Here is a 13,469-nt window from a genome sequence, read left to right as displayed (position 1 = left end):
GAAATTAGCCAGCGCTGATCATGCTCAAAGCGTAAACGACCAGAACAGGCAGGCCAGCGTGGCGGCGGCAAAGATCACGAAGAACAGGCTGCGCAGCAGCACGTTGCGGCGCAACTCGTTCATGACGAAATGACAGCCGATGATCGCGGCCGCAAACAGGAAGCGCCAGTTCAACACCGCCCACAAGATATCCCGCTGACCGAAAGCCCACCTGGCGACGAGGCAGCCAAGGATGGCCGCGAACAGCACGATGACGGTCCAGAAGACCGCGTCCGCGGCGTTGGTCAGGACAATGCTGGCTGCCCTGATCGGCAGGATCATCATCAGCAGGGCGCTAAAGAAATAGACCGCTGCAAGTGGAATGAACGTGCCGGCATCGGCGATGCCGTCTAGCCGTCTCACACCGATCGCGCCATAGGGATAGCCGTGCCTTGCCACCGCCAGGCTCAGCGCCATGAGCAAGGCGGTCAGCACCGCGACCAGTGCGAAGGATGTGAGGGCTTTGCTCATGATGTTCCTGTCCCGGGCGAATCAGACAGGAACTGATGTAGCCGATGGTCGTAAATTGCGGGTAAGCTTTCACCCGGGATAACCGACAAGGGCGAAGCCACTTAGCTCGACGGTGCCGCTCGTCCCGGCCGCCGGTGATAAATCAGCTCCAGGCGTGCAGCGGCGGATTTTCGCCGTTGAGGAAATATTTGCCGAGGATCTAATGTTTCCAGCGCACCGGATCGTGCAGCGTGTGCGTGCGGGCGCTGCGCCAGCGTCGAGCGTGCCGGCCAGTCCGCGTCGACCGAGGCTCCCATTCCGATTTACATTCTAATATAATCTGACCATTCCCGGTGAACGAAGCTATGGATTTGCCATGGACTTGGACCCTTCGACCCTCAATCGGGCGCTGCCGCTCCGCGATCAGATCTATCAGAAGATCCGCAACCTGATCGTCGTCGGACAGATGAAGCCGGGGGAAGTGATCAACGAGGTGGCCATCGCGGAGGCGCTCGGCGTTTCGCGCACGCCGGTGCGGGAAGCGGTCAAGCGCATCAGCGACGAAGGCCTGGTCAAGATCCTGGCGCAGACCGGCACCTATGTCGCGCCGATCAGCCGCGCCGATCTCGAGGAAGCCTATATCATCCGCCGGACCCTGGAGATGGAGAGCGCCAGGCGCGCGGCCGTCAAGCTCACGCCGGCGTCCGCCGAACTGCTGGAGGACAATATGGCGGCGCACAGGCTTGCCATATCGCGCGGCAGATACGCGACCGCGATCCAGCTCGACGATGTCTTCCATCGCACTATTGCCGAAATCTGCGGCCTGCCGATGATCTGGCGGGCGGTCGACATCTCGAAGGCGCAGATGGACCGCGGCCGTTACCTCGCCATTCCAAAGCCCGGCTATGGCGAACAGACGATCGAGCAGCACGAAGCCATTCTCGACGCCCTGAAGCGACACGATGCCGAGGGCGCGGCACAGGCGATGGAAAACCACCTCGAGACGTCGTTCCGCAACACGCTCGAAGTCGCCGCCGACCTTCTCGACTGAAAACCCGCGACCGGAAGCGATCGTCGCAGGAAGAAGGGTCTTAGGGTGGCCTCGCCCGACGCGGGGCGCAATTATTTGCCAAGCCCGCCTATGGGGCGTAGACTTAATTATCGGCCGCCATTTATCCGGATGCAGCCGACAGTGAGAGGTACGTGCTCTTGCCCGTCAGGGAGAAGAGCCATGCCTCAATCGACTTTTCGCAACCATGTTTTGAATACCCTCACGCCTGAGGATTTCGCGCTTTTACGGCCATCGATGCATCACGTCGAACTGGCCATCAAAGCCCGGCTGGAGATCGCATATCAGCCGATCGAGCATGTATATTTCCCCGAGACCGGTATCGCATCGGTGGTCGCCGCCATGACCGGAGGGCGGCAAAGCGAAGTCGGCCTGATCGGCTATGACGGCATGACGGGCATTGCGGTCGTCCTCGGCCAGGACAGGTCTCCCAATGAAACCTATATCCAGGTCGCCAGCAAAGGCTGGTCCCTGCCGGTTGAACCGCTTCGCATGGCGATCGCCGGCAGCCAGACCCTTCGCCCGTCACTGCTTCGCTACGCCCACGAATTCCTGATCCAGTCTTCGCGAACGGCGCTGGTCAATGGCCACTCGAAAATCGAGGAACGGCTGGCCCGCTGGTTGCTTATGGTCAACGACCGCGCCGAAGGAGATATCATCTATCTGACACATGAATTTCTGGCGACCATGCTTGGTTCCCGACGCCCCGGCGTTACCACGGCTCTCCAGATGCTTGAATATCGAGGGCTTGTTCACGCCAAGCGCGGCGAGATCACGATTGTCGACCGCACCGGAATGATAAAACTCACGCACGGCGCATATGGCGAGGAGGAGCAGCGTCACTTCGGCATCGCCGGCTGACTGTCCGGAATCGGACAGAGCCTTGAAGAGCGCCGCATGTTGGTCGAAAGTCGTATTGGCTTGGATTTCAGGGAGGCATTCTTGATGACCAATACGTTTCACACCATCACGGTGGAAGGAGCGGCCGAAGCCTATGTCCTTTCCAGGGGCAAGGCCCGCTTTCTCTCCATTGCACAAGCAATCCGCGCCATCCGAACACTTATGCCGAAATGTAAGGCCACCGATCACGAATTGGAGGAGATGTTGGCGGCGGCCTGCATCGCTCACATGGTGCCCGTCGCCTTCGACGCGGCAGAGCCAGACGGCTCAGCACCGCGTCTCCATTCATAGGCCGGAGATGTCCGCGCTGGCGCAGAGGACTGTTTCCACGGAGGTTCGCCAGGCGATTGTCCGCTACCTGATCGACAATGTTGACAGCCCCTGCGTTTCGCTATCCGAAATTATCCGCGCCGTAAGAAACATGTTTCCGCTTTGCGAGCTCACGGATTGGGAACTTGGCGACCACGTAGCGCGAAGCGCGATAGATGCGGGATTTGCCATCGAATTCGACGCCGACGTTCCGTGACCGTTCGAGCTCGGTCGCCCCTGATTTGTTGAATGAGGGGGCATCCGGATGCGCAGCCCAAGTCAGACGTCACCGCGAAGCTGGAGACGTCACGCCAGATCAGTACACTTCAAAGGGTTGTCCTAAATAGACTGTTTGGTGGAGCCAATCGGGATCGAACCGACGACCTCTTGAATGCCATTCAAGCGCTCTCCCAACTGAGCTATGGCCCCACTCCCGGCAGTCAGCCGGCGCCGTTTCCGGCGAGAGATCGGCGCGGGTTGGAAGACCGCGCCGTTAGTGCAGGCGGCTTCTAACCCCGCCTTTCCCAGATATCAAGCCTTCATCGGCGGCTTTTTCTTCACAGGCGGTGAAAGCCGGCAAAGGCTCGCGTTCGAGACCTTGTCAGACCTCGTCATCGTCGTCGCCGACGCCGATCATGTCGGAAACGTCGTCTTCTTCTTCCTCTTCGTCGGCGAGGAAGGTGTCATCCTCGTCGTCGCCGAGGTCGACGTCATCCTCGTCGTCCCCGAGATCGGGAAGATCGTCGCTCTTGGTATCGTCTTCCGCCTCTTCGAGCGAGACGACCTCGACGCCCTCTTCGTCCTCGGCGTCCACTTCCTTCTCGGCCACTTCCTCCTCCTCCTCCTCGACGGCGGCGATCTTGCCTTCATCGAAATAGGAACGTGGATAGCTCTTGCCGGTATAGGGCGAGACGATCGGGTCCTTGTTCAGGTCGTAGAATTTCCGGCCCGTTTCAGGGTCGATACGTTTTGTGCCAAGTTCGGTTTTTACCACGGCCAAGCCTCGTCAATAAAAGAGTGGTCCCCTTAACCACAGTTTGCAGCGCTGTCAAAGCGAAAAGCCGGCGTCACAAAACCAAGCATTGAAAGGCCTCGCGCCAAGTGAGGACCATGGGGATGACCATTTCGCCTCGCCGTGATACGAGACCGCCGCAACAAATGAAAAGCGCCGGTCAGCCGGCATCCGTCCAGGGAAATTCCATGTCTCACGCCGCCGCTGCCAAGCCGGCCATCGCCCGCAAGTCACCAGCCCTTTCCGGCACGGCCCGCGTGCCGGGCGACAAGTCGATCTCGCACCGCTCCTTCATGTTCGGAGGGCTCGCCTCGGGCGAAACCCGCATCACCGGCCTGCTCGAAGGCGAGGACGTGATGCGCACGGGGGCGGCCATGAAGGCGATGGGCGCGCATATAGAGAAGCACGGCGCCGAATGGGTGATCCGCGGTACCGGCAACGGGGCGCTGCTGCAGCCGGAAGGACCGCTCGACTTCGGCAATGCCGGCACCGGCTCGCGGCTGACCATGGGCTTAGTCGGCACCTACGACATGGAGACGACCTTCATCGGCGATGCTTCGCTATCCGGCCGGCCGATGGGGCGCGTGCTTGAACCCTTGCGCCAGATGGGCGTGCAGGTGCTCAAAGCCACGCCCGGCGACCGCATGCCGATCACGCTGCATGGCCCAAAACACGCCGCACCGATCACCTACCGCGTGCCGATGGCCTCGGCGCAGGTGAAGTCGGCCGTACTGCTGGCCGGGCTGAACACGCCAGGCATTACCACGGTGATCGAACCTGTGATGACGCGCGACCATACCGAAAAGATGCTGAAAGGCTTTGGCGCCAACCTGTCGGTCGAGACCGACGAGCGCGGCGTGCGCCACATCTTCATCGAAGGCCAGGGCAAGCTGACCGGCCAGACCATCGCGGTGCCAGGCGACCCTTCATCGGCGGGTTTCCCGCTGGTGGCGGCGCTGATCGTACCGGGCTCGGACATCACGATTGAAAATGTGCTGATGAACCCCACCCGCACCGGCCTGCTTCTCACGCTGCAGGAGATGGGCGGCCAGATCGACATCTTGAACCCGCGCAATGCCGGCGGCGAGGACGTCGCCGACCTGCGCGTGCGCTACTCCGAACTGAAAGGCGTCACCGTGCCTCCCGAGCGGGCGCCGTCGATGATCGACGAGTATCCGGTGCTGGCCGTTGCCGCCAGCTTCGCCGAGGGCGAGACGCTGATGCAGGGGCTGGAAGAACTGCGGGTGAAGGAGTCCGACCGGCTCTCGGCCGTGGCCACCGGGTTGAAACTCAACGGCGTCGACTGCACCGAGAGCGAAGCTTCGCTTGCTGTGCGCGGCAGGCCGGACGGCAAGGGTCTGGGCGGTCATCCCAACGGGCGGGACACGACCGTTGAGACCCATCTCGACCACCGCATCGCCATGAGCTTTCTGGTGATGGGACTGGCGACGGAGAAGCCGGTGACGATCGACGACCAGGCGATGATCGCGACGAGCTTTCCGGAGTTCATGGGGTTGATGAAGGGACTTGGCGCGAAGATTGGGTGACAAGTGGCAATCGCAAACCTTGGAGATTGGCTGGGAACATCCCGTGCTTCGTCATCCTGGGGCGAAGCAAGGAGCGCAGCGACGCGGCGCAGACCCCAGGATCCATGCCATGACCTCAACGCGCCGCGACGGTGCAAAATTCTGATCCGCAGCGTTCTTTGGCTGAAGTCACGGCATGGATCCCAGGGTCTTCGCTCCGCTTCGCGTTCGCTACGCCCTAGGATGACGAAGTCGCAGGGGCCTTTTTCCATGCGTAAGGCGTCTGTATGCCAATGACCCACACCTTCACCATCGCCATCGACGGCCCTGCCGGCGCCGGCAAGGGCACGCTCGCCCGCCGGCTCGCCGATCACTATCGGCTGAACCTGCTCGACACCGGGCTTACCTACCGCGCTGTGGCGCATGCGCTGCTGCGGCTGGGCCTGCCGCTCGACAATGTCTCGGCGGCCGAGACCGCTGCCCGCCAGGTCGACCTGGCAAAACTCGACCGGGCGGTGCTGTCGGCGCATGCGGTTGGCGAAGCGGCTTCGAAGATCGCGGTTTTCCCGACCGTGCGCCGCATCCTGGTCGAAAAGCAGCGCGACTTCGCCAGGACGCCGCCGGGTGCGGTGCTTGACGGCCGCGACATCGGCACCGTCGTATGCCCCGACGCCGACATAAAACTCTACGTGACGGCCAGCGCCGAAGTGCGGGCAAAACGGCGGCTGGCCGAGATCGAAAGCATCGGCGGCACGGCCAATTTCGCCGAAATCCTTGCCGATATCCAACGCCGCGACGAGCGCGACATGGGCCGGGCCGACTCGCCCTTGAAGCCGGCCCCCGACGCGCACTTGCTTGATACCAGCGAAATGGCTATAGAAGCCGCGTTTCTCGCGGCCATGTCTGTCATCGACGACGTGCTGGCCAAGAGAAACAAGGCCTGATCCGGGTTTTCATGCTGCTTCCGATTGCCGGAGGCGAAGAAAATACCCATATCGGGCACGAACCAGCCTGCCAGCATTCTTCATGCGCCGGAATTGCCGCCCAAAAAGCGGCCCAGGGCTTTTAGCCCGGAACGCCGGCAGGCCAACGCAACGCTAACCCACGGCGCCCGTCCCGCTTGAGATGCGGGGCACTCCAGGAGAAACAATGTCAGCTGCAAATCCCACTCGCGATGATTTCGCGAGCCTGCTCGAAGAATCATTCACCGCCGGCCACTCCGGCGAAGGTCAGGTCGTCAAGGGCACGATCACCGCGATCGAAAAGGACATGGCCATCATCGACGTCGGCCTCAAGGTCGAAGGCCGCGTGCCGCTGAAGGAATTCGGCGTCAAGGGCAAGGACACCACTCTCAAGGTCGGTGACACCGTCGAAGTTTATGTCGAGCGCATCGAGAACGCGCTTGGCGAAGCGATGCTTTCGCGTGAGAAGGCCCGCCGCGAAGAGAGCTGGGTCCGTCTCGAAGAGAAGTTCACCAAGGGTGAGCGCGTCGAAGGCGTCATCTTCAACCAGGTCAAGGGCGGCTTCACCGTCGACCTCGACGGCGCCGTGGCCTTCCTGCCGCGCAGCCAGGTCGATATCCGCCCGATCCGCGACGTTTCCCCGCTGATGCACAACCCGCAGCCGTTCGAGATCCTCAAGATGGATCGCCGCCGCGGCAACATCGTGGTGTCGCGCCGTACCGTGCTTGAGGAGAGCCGCGCCGAACAGCGTTCGGAGATCGTGCAGAACCTCGAAGAAGGCCAGGTTGTCGAGGGTGTCGTCAAGAACATCACCGACTACGGTGCGTTCGTCGACCTCGGCGGCATCGATGGACTGCTGCACGTCACCGACATGGCCTGGCGCCGCGTCAACCATCCGACCGAAATCCTCAACATCGGTCAGACGGTCAAGGTGCAGATCATCCGCATCAACCAGGAAACCCACCGTATCTCGCTCGGCATGAAGCAGCTCGAGAGCGACCCGTGGTCCGAGATCGGCACCAAGTTCCCGATCGGCAAGAAGATCAAGGGCACCGTCACCAACATCACCGACTACGGCGCGTTCGTCGAGCTGGAGCCGGGCATCGAGGGTCTCATCCACGTTTCGGAAATGTCGTGGACGAAGAAGAACGTGCACCCCGGCAAGATCCTGTCGACGACGCAGGAAGTCGATGTGGTGGTGCTCGAGGTCGATCCGGCCAAGCGCCGCATCTCGCTCGGCCTCAAGCAGACGCTGGAGAATCCGTGGCAGGCTTTCGCCTCGAGCCATCCGGTCGGCAGCCAGGTCGAGGGCGAGGTCAAGAACAAGACCGAGTTCGGCCTGTTCATCGGCCTCGAAGGCGACGTGGACGGCATGGTGCACCTCTCCGATCTCGACTGGACCCGTCCGGGCGAGCAGGTCATCGAGGAGTACAATCGCGGCGACATGGTCAAGGCGCAGGTGCTCGACGTCGACATCGACAAGGAGCGCATCTCGCTCGGCATCAAGCAGCTGGCCAAGGACACGGTCGGCGAAGCAGCGACGAGCGGAGAACTGCGCAAGAACGCGGTCGTCACCTGCGAAGTCATCGGCGTCAAGGATGGCGGTCTGGAAGTGCGGCTGGTCGACAGTGGCATCGAGACCTTCATCAAGCGCTCCGACCTCAGCCGCGATCGCGACGAGCAGCGCCCCGAGCGCTTCACCGTCGGCCAGAAGGTCGACGCCCGCGTCATCGCCTTCGATAAGAAGACCCGCAAGCTGCAGGTCTCGATCAAGGCGCTGGAAATCGCCGAAGAGAAGGAAGCGGTCGCCCAGTACGGCTCGACCGACTCCGGCGCTTCGCTGGGCGATATCCTGGGTGCCGCGCTGAAGAAGCAGGGCAGCTAAGCTCTTCTCGCAGCCTTGAAAACAAAACCCCGCCGGATCGCTCCGGCGGGGTTTTTCTTTGACGAATGCTGTCGGAGGCCGGTTACAGCATGTCGCGGCGACTAGGATTCGCCCGACCTGCTGCGACATGCATTAAGCGCGTCCGTAAAGCGGCACCAGCGTTCCGCTCATCGCCTGGTTGGTGGGCGAGGCGAGATAGGCGATTGCTTCAGCCGCCGCTTCGAGGCTGACCCATTTGGTGAAATCGGCATCCGGCATGTCGGCGCGGTTTGCCGGCGTGTCGAGCGTTGAGGGGGCGACGGCATTGACCAGGATGCCATTGGCCTTGAGCTCTTCCGCCATTGCCACCGTCATGGCGGCCACCGCGGCCTTGCTGGCCGTGTAGGCGACCATCCCGGCGCCGCGCCTGGGGTCGAGCCCGGCGCGCGCGGTGACATTGACGATGCGGCCGGCAGAGCCCGACGCCAGCATCGAGCGGATAGCCGCGCGGCTGCACAGGAAGGTGGTGCGGGCGTTGGTGTCCATCATCTCGGCAAAGGATGCCGATTCGATCTTTTCCACCGGTGCCTTGGCAAAGCCGCCCGCCAGATGGATCGATCCCCACAAGGCAGGGACCTGGGAATAGAAGGCTTCGACCTTGGCGGAGTCCGACAGGTCGACATTGTGCGCCAGCTTCACATTGTCATGCGCGGTGAAGGGGAAATGTGAAGGCGCGGCGGCGTGGGCGTTCGGCACATGGCAGATCGCGCCCTGCTCCAGCAGTCTGCCGACCACCGCCCCACCGAGCGCGCCGGTTCCACCGGTCACAACGATATGCCTGCCTTCAAGTGTTTCCATCATCCTGGACCGCTCCTGTCATTTTTATGACTTTTGTCGTTGGTTGCCGCGCCGACGCGAAGCGTCGCGCCTTTCAGCCGATCACTCAACCGATATCTCGACATGGCAGCCGTCACGTCTTTGCATGCGTCAGGACATCGTCGAATAGCGAAGCCACCCGGAAGCGGCCCACGCCTTTCAGGACTACGCCGGCGAATGATCCGCCTCCGGACGGGGGACCAAGGCCAGCCTGGATGGTTCAAACGACCGTGATTTCGATCACGCGCGGCAGTCCCGTTGCCCGGGCGTGCTTCAGCGCCTGAGGCAAGGCGCCGATGTCGGCCAGCCTTTCGGCGCCAATACCATAGGCTTCGGCCAGCTTGCAGAAATTGGGCGGCGCCGGCGACACGCCGACAGGTTCAACGCCGACATCGAGCATCGAGGTCTCGATCTCGCGATAGCCCCTGTTGTTCCAGACGACGAAGATGACAGGCGCTTCGGAATCCAGCGCTACGGCTATCTCCGGCAAGGTGAACTGGAAGCCGCCGTCGCCGGTCAGGCAGACCACCGGTGCATCGGGCATGGCGAGTGCCGCGCCGATCGCCGCCGGAGGGCCATAGCCCAGCGCGCCGAAGCCGGTCGCGGCATTGAACCAGCCGCCAGGCCGGTCGTGGTCGTAATAGAGATTGGCGGCGTAAATCGGCTGCGTCGAGTCGCCGACGATGATGGCCCCGGGCAAGGCATCGCGGATCATTTCCACGGCGTGCACCTGCGCCGCATAGGCCGGACTCAACTCGGCAAAGGCTGCCTTTCGCCCCATCGCGGCGCGGCCATGACCATCTTCACCGGCTCTGTGGGCCGGATCGATCGCCGCAAGCAGGGCCTCGATCGCCTCGGCGCAGTCAGCATGGATGGCGACCGTCACCGGGCGCCGCGCAAGCTGGTCGGCACCGATGTCGATACGGATCAGGTTTGAAGGCAGCACAAAGCCGCCGTCGCCATAGCCGTCATAGTCGGTCGCGCCGAATTCGGTGCCGGCGGCGATCACCAGATCGGCATCGGCCATCAGCGCGCGAACCGCCTTCAGACTCGGACTTGCCGGTACGCAGAGCGGATGGCGGTGCAGCAACCCGCGCGCATTGGTCGTCTCGACGACGGGAGCGCCCAGCCTTTCGGCGAGGCGCCGCAGCGGGGCTTCCGCCTTCTTGACACCGCCGCCGGCAAGGATCAGCGGACGGCGCGCGGCGGCGATGAGCTTGGCCGCGTTCACAATTGCCGCACCATTGGGTGCCGGAGGCGCCGCATTGCTGAGCAGGGCGGCGATGCCGTCCGCCGGCTTGACCATGACGTCGGTCGGGATCTCGATATGCACAGGACCGGGCCGCGAGGAGGAAAACAGGGCGAAGGCCCGCGCCAGCGCACCGGGCAACTCGCTGGCCCCGGTGACGCGTACCGACATCAGCGCCACCTTCTCCATCATGCCGCGCTGGTCAGGCAATTCATGCAGAAAGCCGAGCCCCTTGCCGAGCGTATCGGTGGCGTTGACGCCAGAAATCACCAGCATCGGCACCGAATCGGCGCGCGCCTGGCCCATGGCGGTGATGGTGTTGGTCAGACCCGGCCCGGTGATGACGAAGGCGACGCCCGGCCTGCCGCTGGCGCGGGCATAGCCGTCGGCCATGAAGCCGGCGCCCTGTTCGTGGCGCGGCGTGACATGGCGGATCTTCGACCTCGCCAGGCCCCGATAGAGCTCGACCGTGTGGACGCCGGGGATGCCGAACACGGTGTCGACGCCATGGGCCTCGAGTAGCGAAATCAATGCTTCGCCGATGGTGGTCATTGGTTTTCTCCCGGTTAGAGCGGATTATTGGTTCCGCTCTGTCTCTTTGTTTCTTACGCAATTGCGAAGGGAAAGCGTACGCGGTTTTCCCGGGAAAACCGCTTCTCACTTTTCCTGGAATTGCTCTAGCGGTGCGAGGCCGAGCTCGGCCTCGACAGCCTTGACGCCAATCGCCGCCAATTCGCCGGGCGAGAACATCTCGCCGGCCAGGCAGCCTTCTATCCAGAGCCCGTCGATGATCGCATTGATCGCGATGGCATGGTGGCGCAGCTCGCTTGCGTCCGGCTTGTGCTGTTCGGCGGCGAGCACTTCAGCCACAACCGCTTCCACCTCGTTGCGAAAGCCAAGGTAGCCTTCGCGGTGGGCACGGGCCAGGGCAGGATCCGCACTGGCGCGGCCGATGAAGGTTGCCCAGAGCGAAAACACCCGCGCGTCGATGATCGGCGCATTGAGATTGGCGGTGACGAAGGCCGCAAGGCGCTGGCGCGGCGAGGCGCCGTCCATGACCAACGCCGCCTTCGCCTGCTCGGTCATGCGGCTGACCAGCGCCGTATAGGCTTCCTGCAGCAATTCTTCCTTGCCCGGGAAATAGTGCCCGATCAGCCCGGCGGTGACCCCGGCACGCAATGCGATGGTGCGCAGGCTGGCGCCTTGCAGGCCATGTTCCGCCACGCTGTCCAGAGTCGCTTCGATCAGATCCTGCCGCCGCCGCCCCTCGCCCTCGCGACGGAACTTACGGCGCGCATTCATTGGCGCAGGATCGGCCGCGTCAGGCATGTCGGCCCGCCTTCGCAGGCGATGCAGAGCGCATCCGCCTCGACGATTTCAACCGTGCAGCCGGCGGCTTCCATCGCGGCCTTGGTCCTGGGAAAGCCCGCGACGGCAATGACGTTGAGCGGGCTGGTCGGCAGTACGTTCAGGCTGAGGCCATTGGAAGCGGCGAACTCTTCGGCATCGCCTTCGACCAGCCGGATGCCGCGCGCCTTCAGCGCCTGATAGAACGGGGCCGGTAAAAGCGGCGAATAGACCAGCGCCAGGTCGTCGGCCAGCGGGCTGATCACCGACATCAGATGCAGGCACGCCTCTTCGCCCTGCCACAGCGGCAGATCGAAGCCGTAGACGGAAATGCCCAGCGGCGTCAGCAGATTGGAAACCTGCTGGATGCCTTCCTGGTTGGAGCGGACACCGCGCCCGATCGCCAGCGTGCGGGCATCGACCCATACACAGTCACCACCTTCGACCTGGCCAGGAGCCTCGACGCGGCCGAGGATCGGAATGCCCAGTCTTCTGTAGGTTTCCTCATGCAGCGAAGGCTCGCCGGCCCGCAACGGCTTACCCATGGACAGGATCAGCGCGCCGCGGTCGGTCATCAGCGAGGGGTCGTGCGTGAACACCGAATCCGAAAGTCCGTCGGCCTTGTCCTCGATCCATTCGATCTCGGCGCCTGAAGCGGCCACCAGTTCAGCAAGGACCGCGTGCTGCGAGGCTGCTTTCGCCGGGTTGAATCCCGGGCCATAGTGCCAGGCGGCCCTGTCGGCGTCGCGCATGGCGTTGGCCGCCGACCGCATCAGCACGCGCCGCAGCGGCGCCGCCATGGACTGTGATCCGAAAGCGCTCATCGATGCCCTTTTTAAGCTGAAAAAAATCGAGAAAATTTCATGAGAGGTTATTTATACACTTGCACAACAAGGCCGCAAGTGCCGTAATGAGCGGGATTGACGGGCTCGCTCTGTTGAGTCCATGCTTGAAATCTGGAGCAGGGCAGTACAGCGTATGTTGATTAGCCGGGTAGACGTTCGACGAACCGCCGGCGGCCATATGGAGGTCATTTGGTGAGCGCTCTGGCAGCTGCCAAGATCTCATCCGGCGAGGCGCAGGACTGCGCCGCAGAAGCCATCCATGTCGAGAACCTGCACAAGAAATTCGGTCAACTGCATGTGCTGAAGGGCGTATCGCTGTCGGCGCGCGACGGCGAGGTCATCGCCATCATCGGCGGCTCGGGCTCGGGTAAATCGACGCTGCTGCGCTGCATCAACTGCCTGGAAAATCCGACCAGCGGCATCATCCGTGTCAATGGCGAGGAGATCAAGCTCAAGGCGGACAGCCATGGCCACACCATTCCGGCCGACCGCAGGCAGATCGAACGCATCCGCTCCAAGCTCGGCATGGTGTTCCAGAATTTCAACCTGTGGAGCCACATGACGCTGATCGAAAACGTCATAGAGGTGCCCGTGCATGTACTGGGCATCAAGCGCGACGAGGCTGTCGCCCAGGCCGAAAAGCTGCTGGCGCGTGTCGGGCTCGCCGAGAAGCGCGATGTCTACCCGGCCTATCTCTCCGGTGGCCAGCAGCAGCGCGCCGCGATCGCTCGCGCCTTGGCCATCAATCCGCGTGTCATGCTGTTCGACGAACCGACCTCGGCCCTCGATCCTGAACTGGTCGGCGAAGTGTTGAAGGTGATCGGCGATCTGGCGCGCGAAGGCCGCACCATGGTGCTGGTCACCCACGAAATGAAATTCGCCCGCGAGGTCGCGACCCACGTCGTCTACCTCTACAACGGGCTGGTCGAGGAGGAGGGACCACCGGAGCAGATCTTCGGCGCGCCCAAATCCGAAAGGCTCAAGCAGTTCATCCGCAACATCGGCTAGGAACGGCCGGGAC

General features: G+C 62.8%; 13 protein-coding genes and 1 tRNA gene. 7 read left to right on the top strand and 7 right to left on the bottom strand.

Annotation, left to right across the window (positions count from 1 at the left end; all coding sequences use genetic code 11):
* Nucleotides 1-24 precede the first annotated feature (24 nt).
* Nucleotides 25-510 (bottom strand): hypothetical protein, encoded by a 486-nt coding sequence (locus tag FJ492_RS04050; RefSeq protein ID WP_140506676.1) that lies wholly within the window; start codon nt 508-510, stop codon nt 25-27.
* 355 nt (nt 511-865) lie between these two features.
* Between FJ492_RS04050 and FJ492_RS04045 the strand changes: the two genes are divergently transcribed.
* Genes FJ492_RS04045 through FJ492_RS04035 form a run of 3 tightly spaced genes read left to right on the top strand, consistent with a single transcriptional unit; the run spans nt 866 to nt 2,749 of the window.
* Nucleotides 866-1,540 carry a GntR family transcriptional regulator gene (locus FJ492_RS04045; RefSeq protein ID WP_140768589.1) on the top strand — a complete coding sequence of 225 codons (675 nt, stop codon included), beginning with the start codon at nt 866-868 and terminating at the stop codon, nt 1,538-1,540.
* Between the two features lie 45 nt (nt 1,541-1,585).
* Nucleotides 1,586-2,419, top strand: a complete 834-nt coding sequence (locus FJ492_RS04040) for a Crp/Fnr family transcriptional regulator (protein WP_348641901.1) — start codon at nt 1,586-1,588, stop codon at nt 2,417-2,419.
* Between the two features lie 36 nt (nt 2,420-2,455).
* Complete coding sequence (locus tag FJ492_RS04035) at nt 2,456-2,749, top strand: hypothetical protein (RefSeq protein ID WP_246675877.1); 294 nt, start codon at nt 2,456-2,458, stop codon at nt 2,747-2,749.
* A gap of 371 nt (nt 2,750-3,120) precedes the next feature.
* On the opposite strand, the gene FJ492_RS04025 is transcribed toward FJ492_RS04035, so the two are convergent.
* Nucleotides 3,121-3,196, bottom strand: a tRNA-Ala gene (locus FJ492_RS04025).
* Nucleotides 3,197-3,368: 172 nt separating this feature from the next.
* Entirely contained in the window at nt 3,369-3,761 is a 393-nt protein-coding gene (locus tag FJ492_RS04020) for a TIGR02300 family protein (protein ID WP_140506681.1), read from the bottom strand.
* A gap of 206 nt (nt 3,762-3,967) precedes the next feature.
* Between FJ492_RS04020 and aroA the strand changes: the two genes are divergently transcribed.
* From aroA to rpsA, 3 genes are all read left to right on the top strand, one after another.
* Nucleotides 3,968-5,326, top strand: coding sequence for a 3-phosphoshikimate 1-carboxyvinyltransferase (gene aroA, locus FJ492_RS04015; RefSeq protein ID WP_140768585.1), 1,359 nt, complete (start codon nt 3,968-3,970; stop codon nt 5,324-5,326).
* Between the two features lie 272 nt (nt 5,327-5,598).
* Entirely contained in the window at nt 5,599-6,249 is a 651-nt protein-coding gene (gene cmk, locus FJ492_RS04005) for a (d)CMP kinase (protein WP_140768583.1), read from the top strand.
* Between the two features lie 205 nt (nt 6,250-6,454).
* Nucleotides 6,455-8,152, top strand: coding sequence for a 30S ribosomal protein S1 (gene rpsA, locus FJ492_RS04000; protein ID WP_008872513.1), 1,698 nt, complete (start codon nt 6,455-6,457; stop codon nt 8,150-8,152).
* 132 nt (nt 8,153-8,284) lie between these two features.
* On the opposite strand, the gene FJ492_RS03995 is transcribed toward rpsA, so the two are convergent.
* From FJ492_RS03995 to FJ492_RS03980, 4 genes are all read right to left on the bottom strand, one after another.
* Nucleotides 8,285-8,992, bottom strand: a complete 708-nt coding sequence (locus tag FJ492_RS03995; RefSeq protein WP_027142833.1) for an SDR family NAD(P)-dependent oxidoreductase — start codon at nt 8,990-8,992, stop codon at nt 8,285-8,287.
* 235 nt (nt 8,993-9,227) lie between these two features.
* Nucleotides 9,228-10,808 (bottom strand): 5-guanidino-2-oxopentanoate decarboxylase, encoded by a 1,581-nt coding sequence (locus FJ492_RS03990; protein WP_140768581.1) that lies wholly within the window; start codon nt 10,806-10,808, stop codon nt 9,228-9,230.
* Nucleotides 10,809-10,913: 105 nt separating this feature from the next.
* Nucleotides 10,914-11,558 (bottom strand): TetR family transcriptional regulator C-terminal domain-containing protein, encoded by a 645-nt coding sequence (locus FJ492_RS03985; protein WP_246675876.1) that lies wholly within the window; start codon nt 11,556-11,558, stop codon nt 10,914-10,916.
* Entirely contained in the window at nt 11,555-12,427 is an 873-nt protein-coding gene (locus FJ492_RS03980; protein ID WP_140768577.1) for a dimethylarginine dimethylaminohydrolase family protein, read from the bottom strand. The genes FJ492_RS03985 and FJ492_RS03980 overlap by 4 nt, the downstream gene beginning before the upstream one ends.
* 213 nt (nt 12,428-12,640) lie before the next feature.
* On the opposite strand from FJ492_RS03980, the gene FJ492_RS03975 reads away from it, so the two are divergent.
* Nucleotides 12,641-13,456 (top strand): ABC transporter ATP-binding protein, encoded by an 816-nt coding sequence (locus FJ492_RS03975; protein WP_140506691.1) that lies wholly within the window; start codon nt 12,641-12,643, stop codon nt 13,454-13,456.
* The last annotated feature ends 13 nt before the right edge of the window (nt 13,457-13,469 follow it).

The sequence above is a fragment of the Mesorhizobium sp. B2-5-4 genome (genome assembly GCF_006441095.1).
Lineage (GTDB): Bacteria > Pseudomonadota > Alphaproteobacteria > Rhizobiales > Rhizobiaceae > Mesorhizobium > Mesorhizobium salmacidum.
The sequence above is the reverse complement of the archived record's forward strand: the minus strand, read 5'-3'. Positions and strand labels throughout refer to the sequence as shown.

Coding starts and splice junctions, on each gene's coding strand:
- FJ492_RS04050 (WP_140506676.1), bottom strand. CDS start 510: ATGAGCAAAGCCCTCACATCCTTCGCACTGGTCGCGGTGCTGACCGCC.
- FJ492_RS04045 (WP_140768589.1), top strand. CDS start 866: ATGGACTTGGACCCTTCGACCCTCAATCGGGCGCTGCCGCTCCGCGAT.
- FJ492_RS04035 (WP_246675877.1), top strand. CDS start 2,456: ATGTTGGTCGAAAGTCGTATTGGCTTGGATTTCAGGGAGGCATTCTTG.
- aroA (WP_140768585.1), top strand. CDS start 3,968: ATGTCTCACGCCGCCGCTGCCAAGCCGGCCATCGCCCGCAAGTCACCA.
- cmk (WP_140768583.1), top strand. CDS start 5,599: ATGACCCACACCTTCACCATCGCCATCGACGGCCCTGCCGGCGCCGGC.
- rpsA (WP_008872513.1), top strand. CDS start 6,455: ATGTCAGCTGCAAATCCCACTCGCGATGATTTCGCGAGCCTGCTCGAA.
- FJ492_RS03995 (WP_027142833.1), bottom strand. CDS start 8,992: ATGATGGAAACACTTGAAGGCAGGCATATCGTTGTGACCGGTGGAACC.
- FJ492_RS03990 (WP_140768581.1), bottom strand. CDS start 10,808: ATGACCACCATCGGCGAAGCATTGATTTCGCTACTCGAGGCCCATGGC.
- FJ492_RS03985 (WP_246675876.1), bottom strand. CDS start 11,558: ATGAATGCGCGCCGTAAGTTCCGTCGCGAGGGCGAGGGGCGGCGGCGG.
- FJ492_RS03980 (WP_140768577.1), bottom strand. CDS start 12,427: ATGAGCGCTTTCGGATCACAGTCCATGGCGGCGCCGCTGCGGCGCGTG.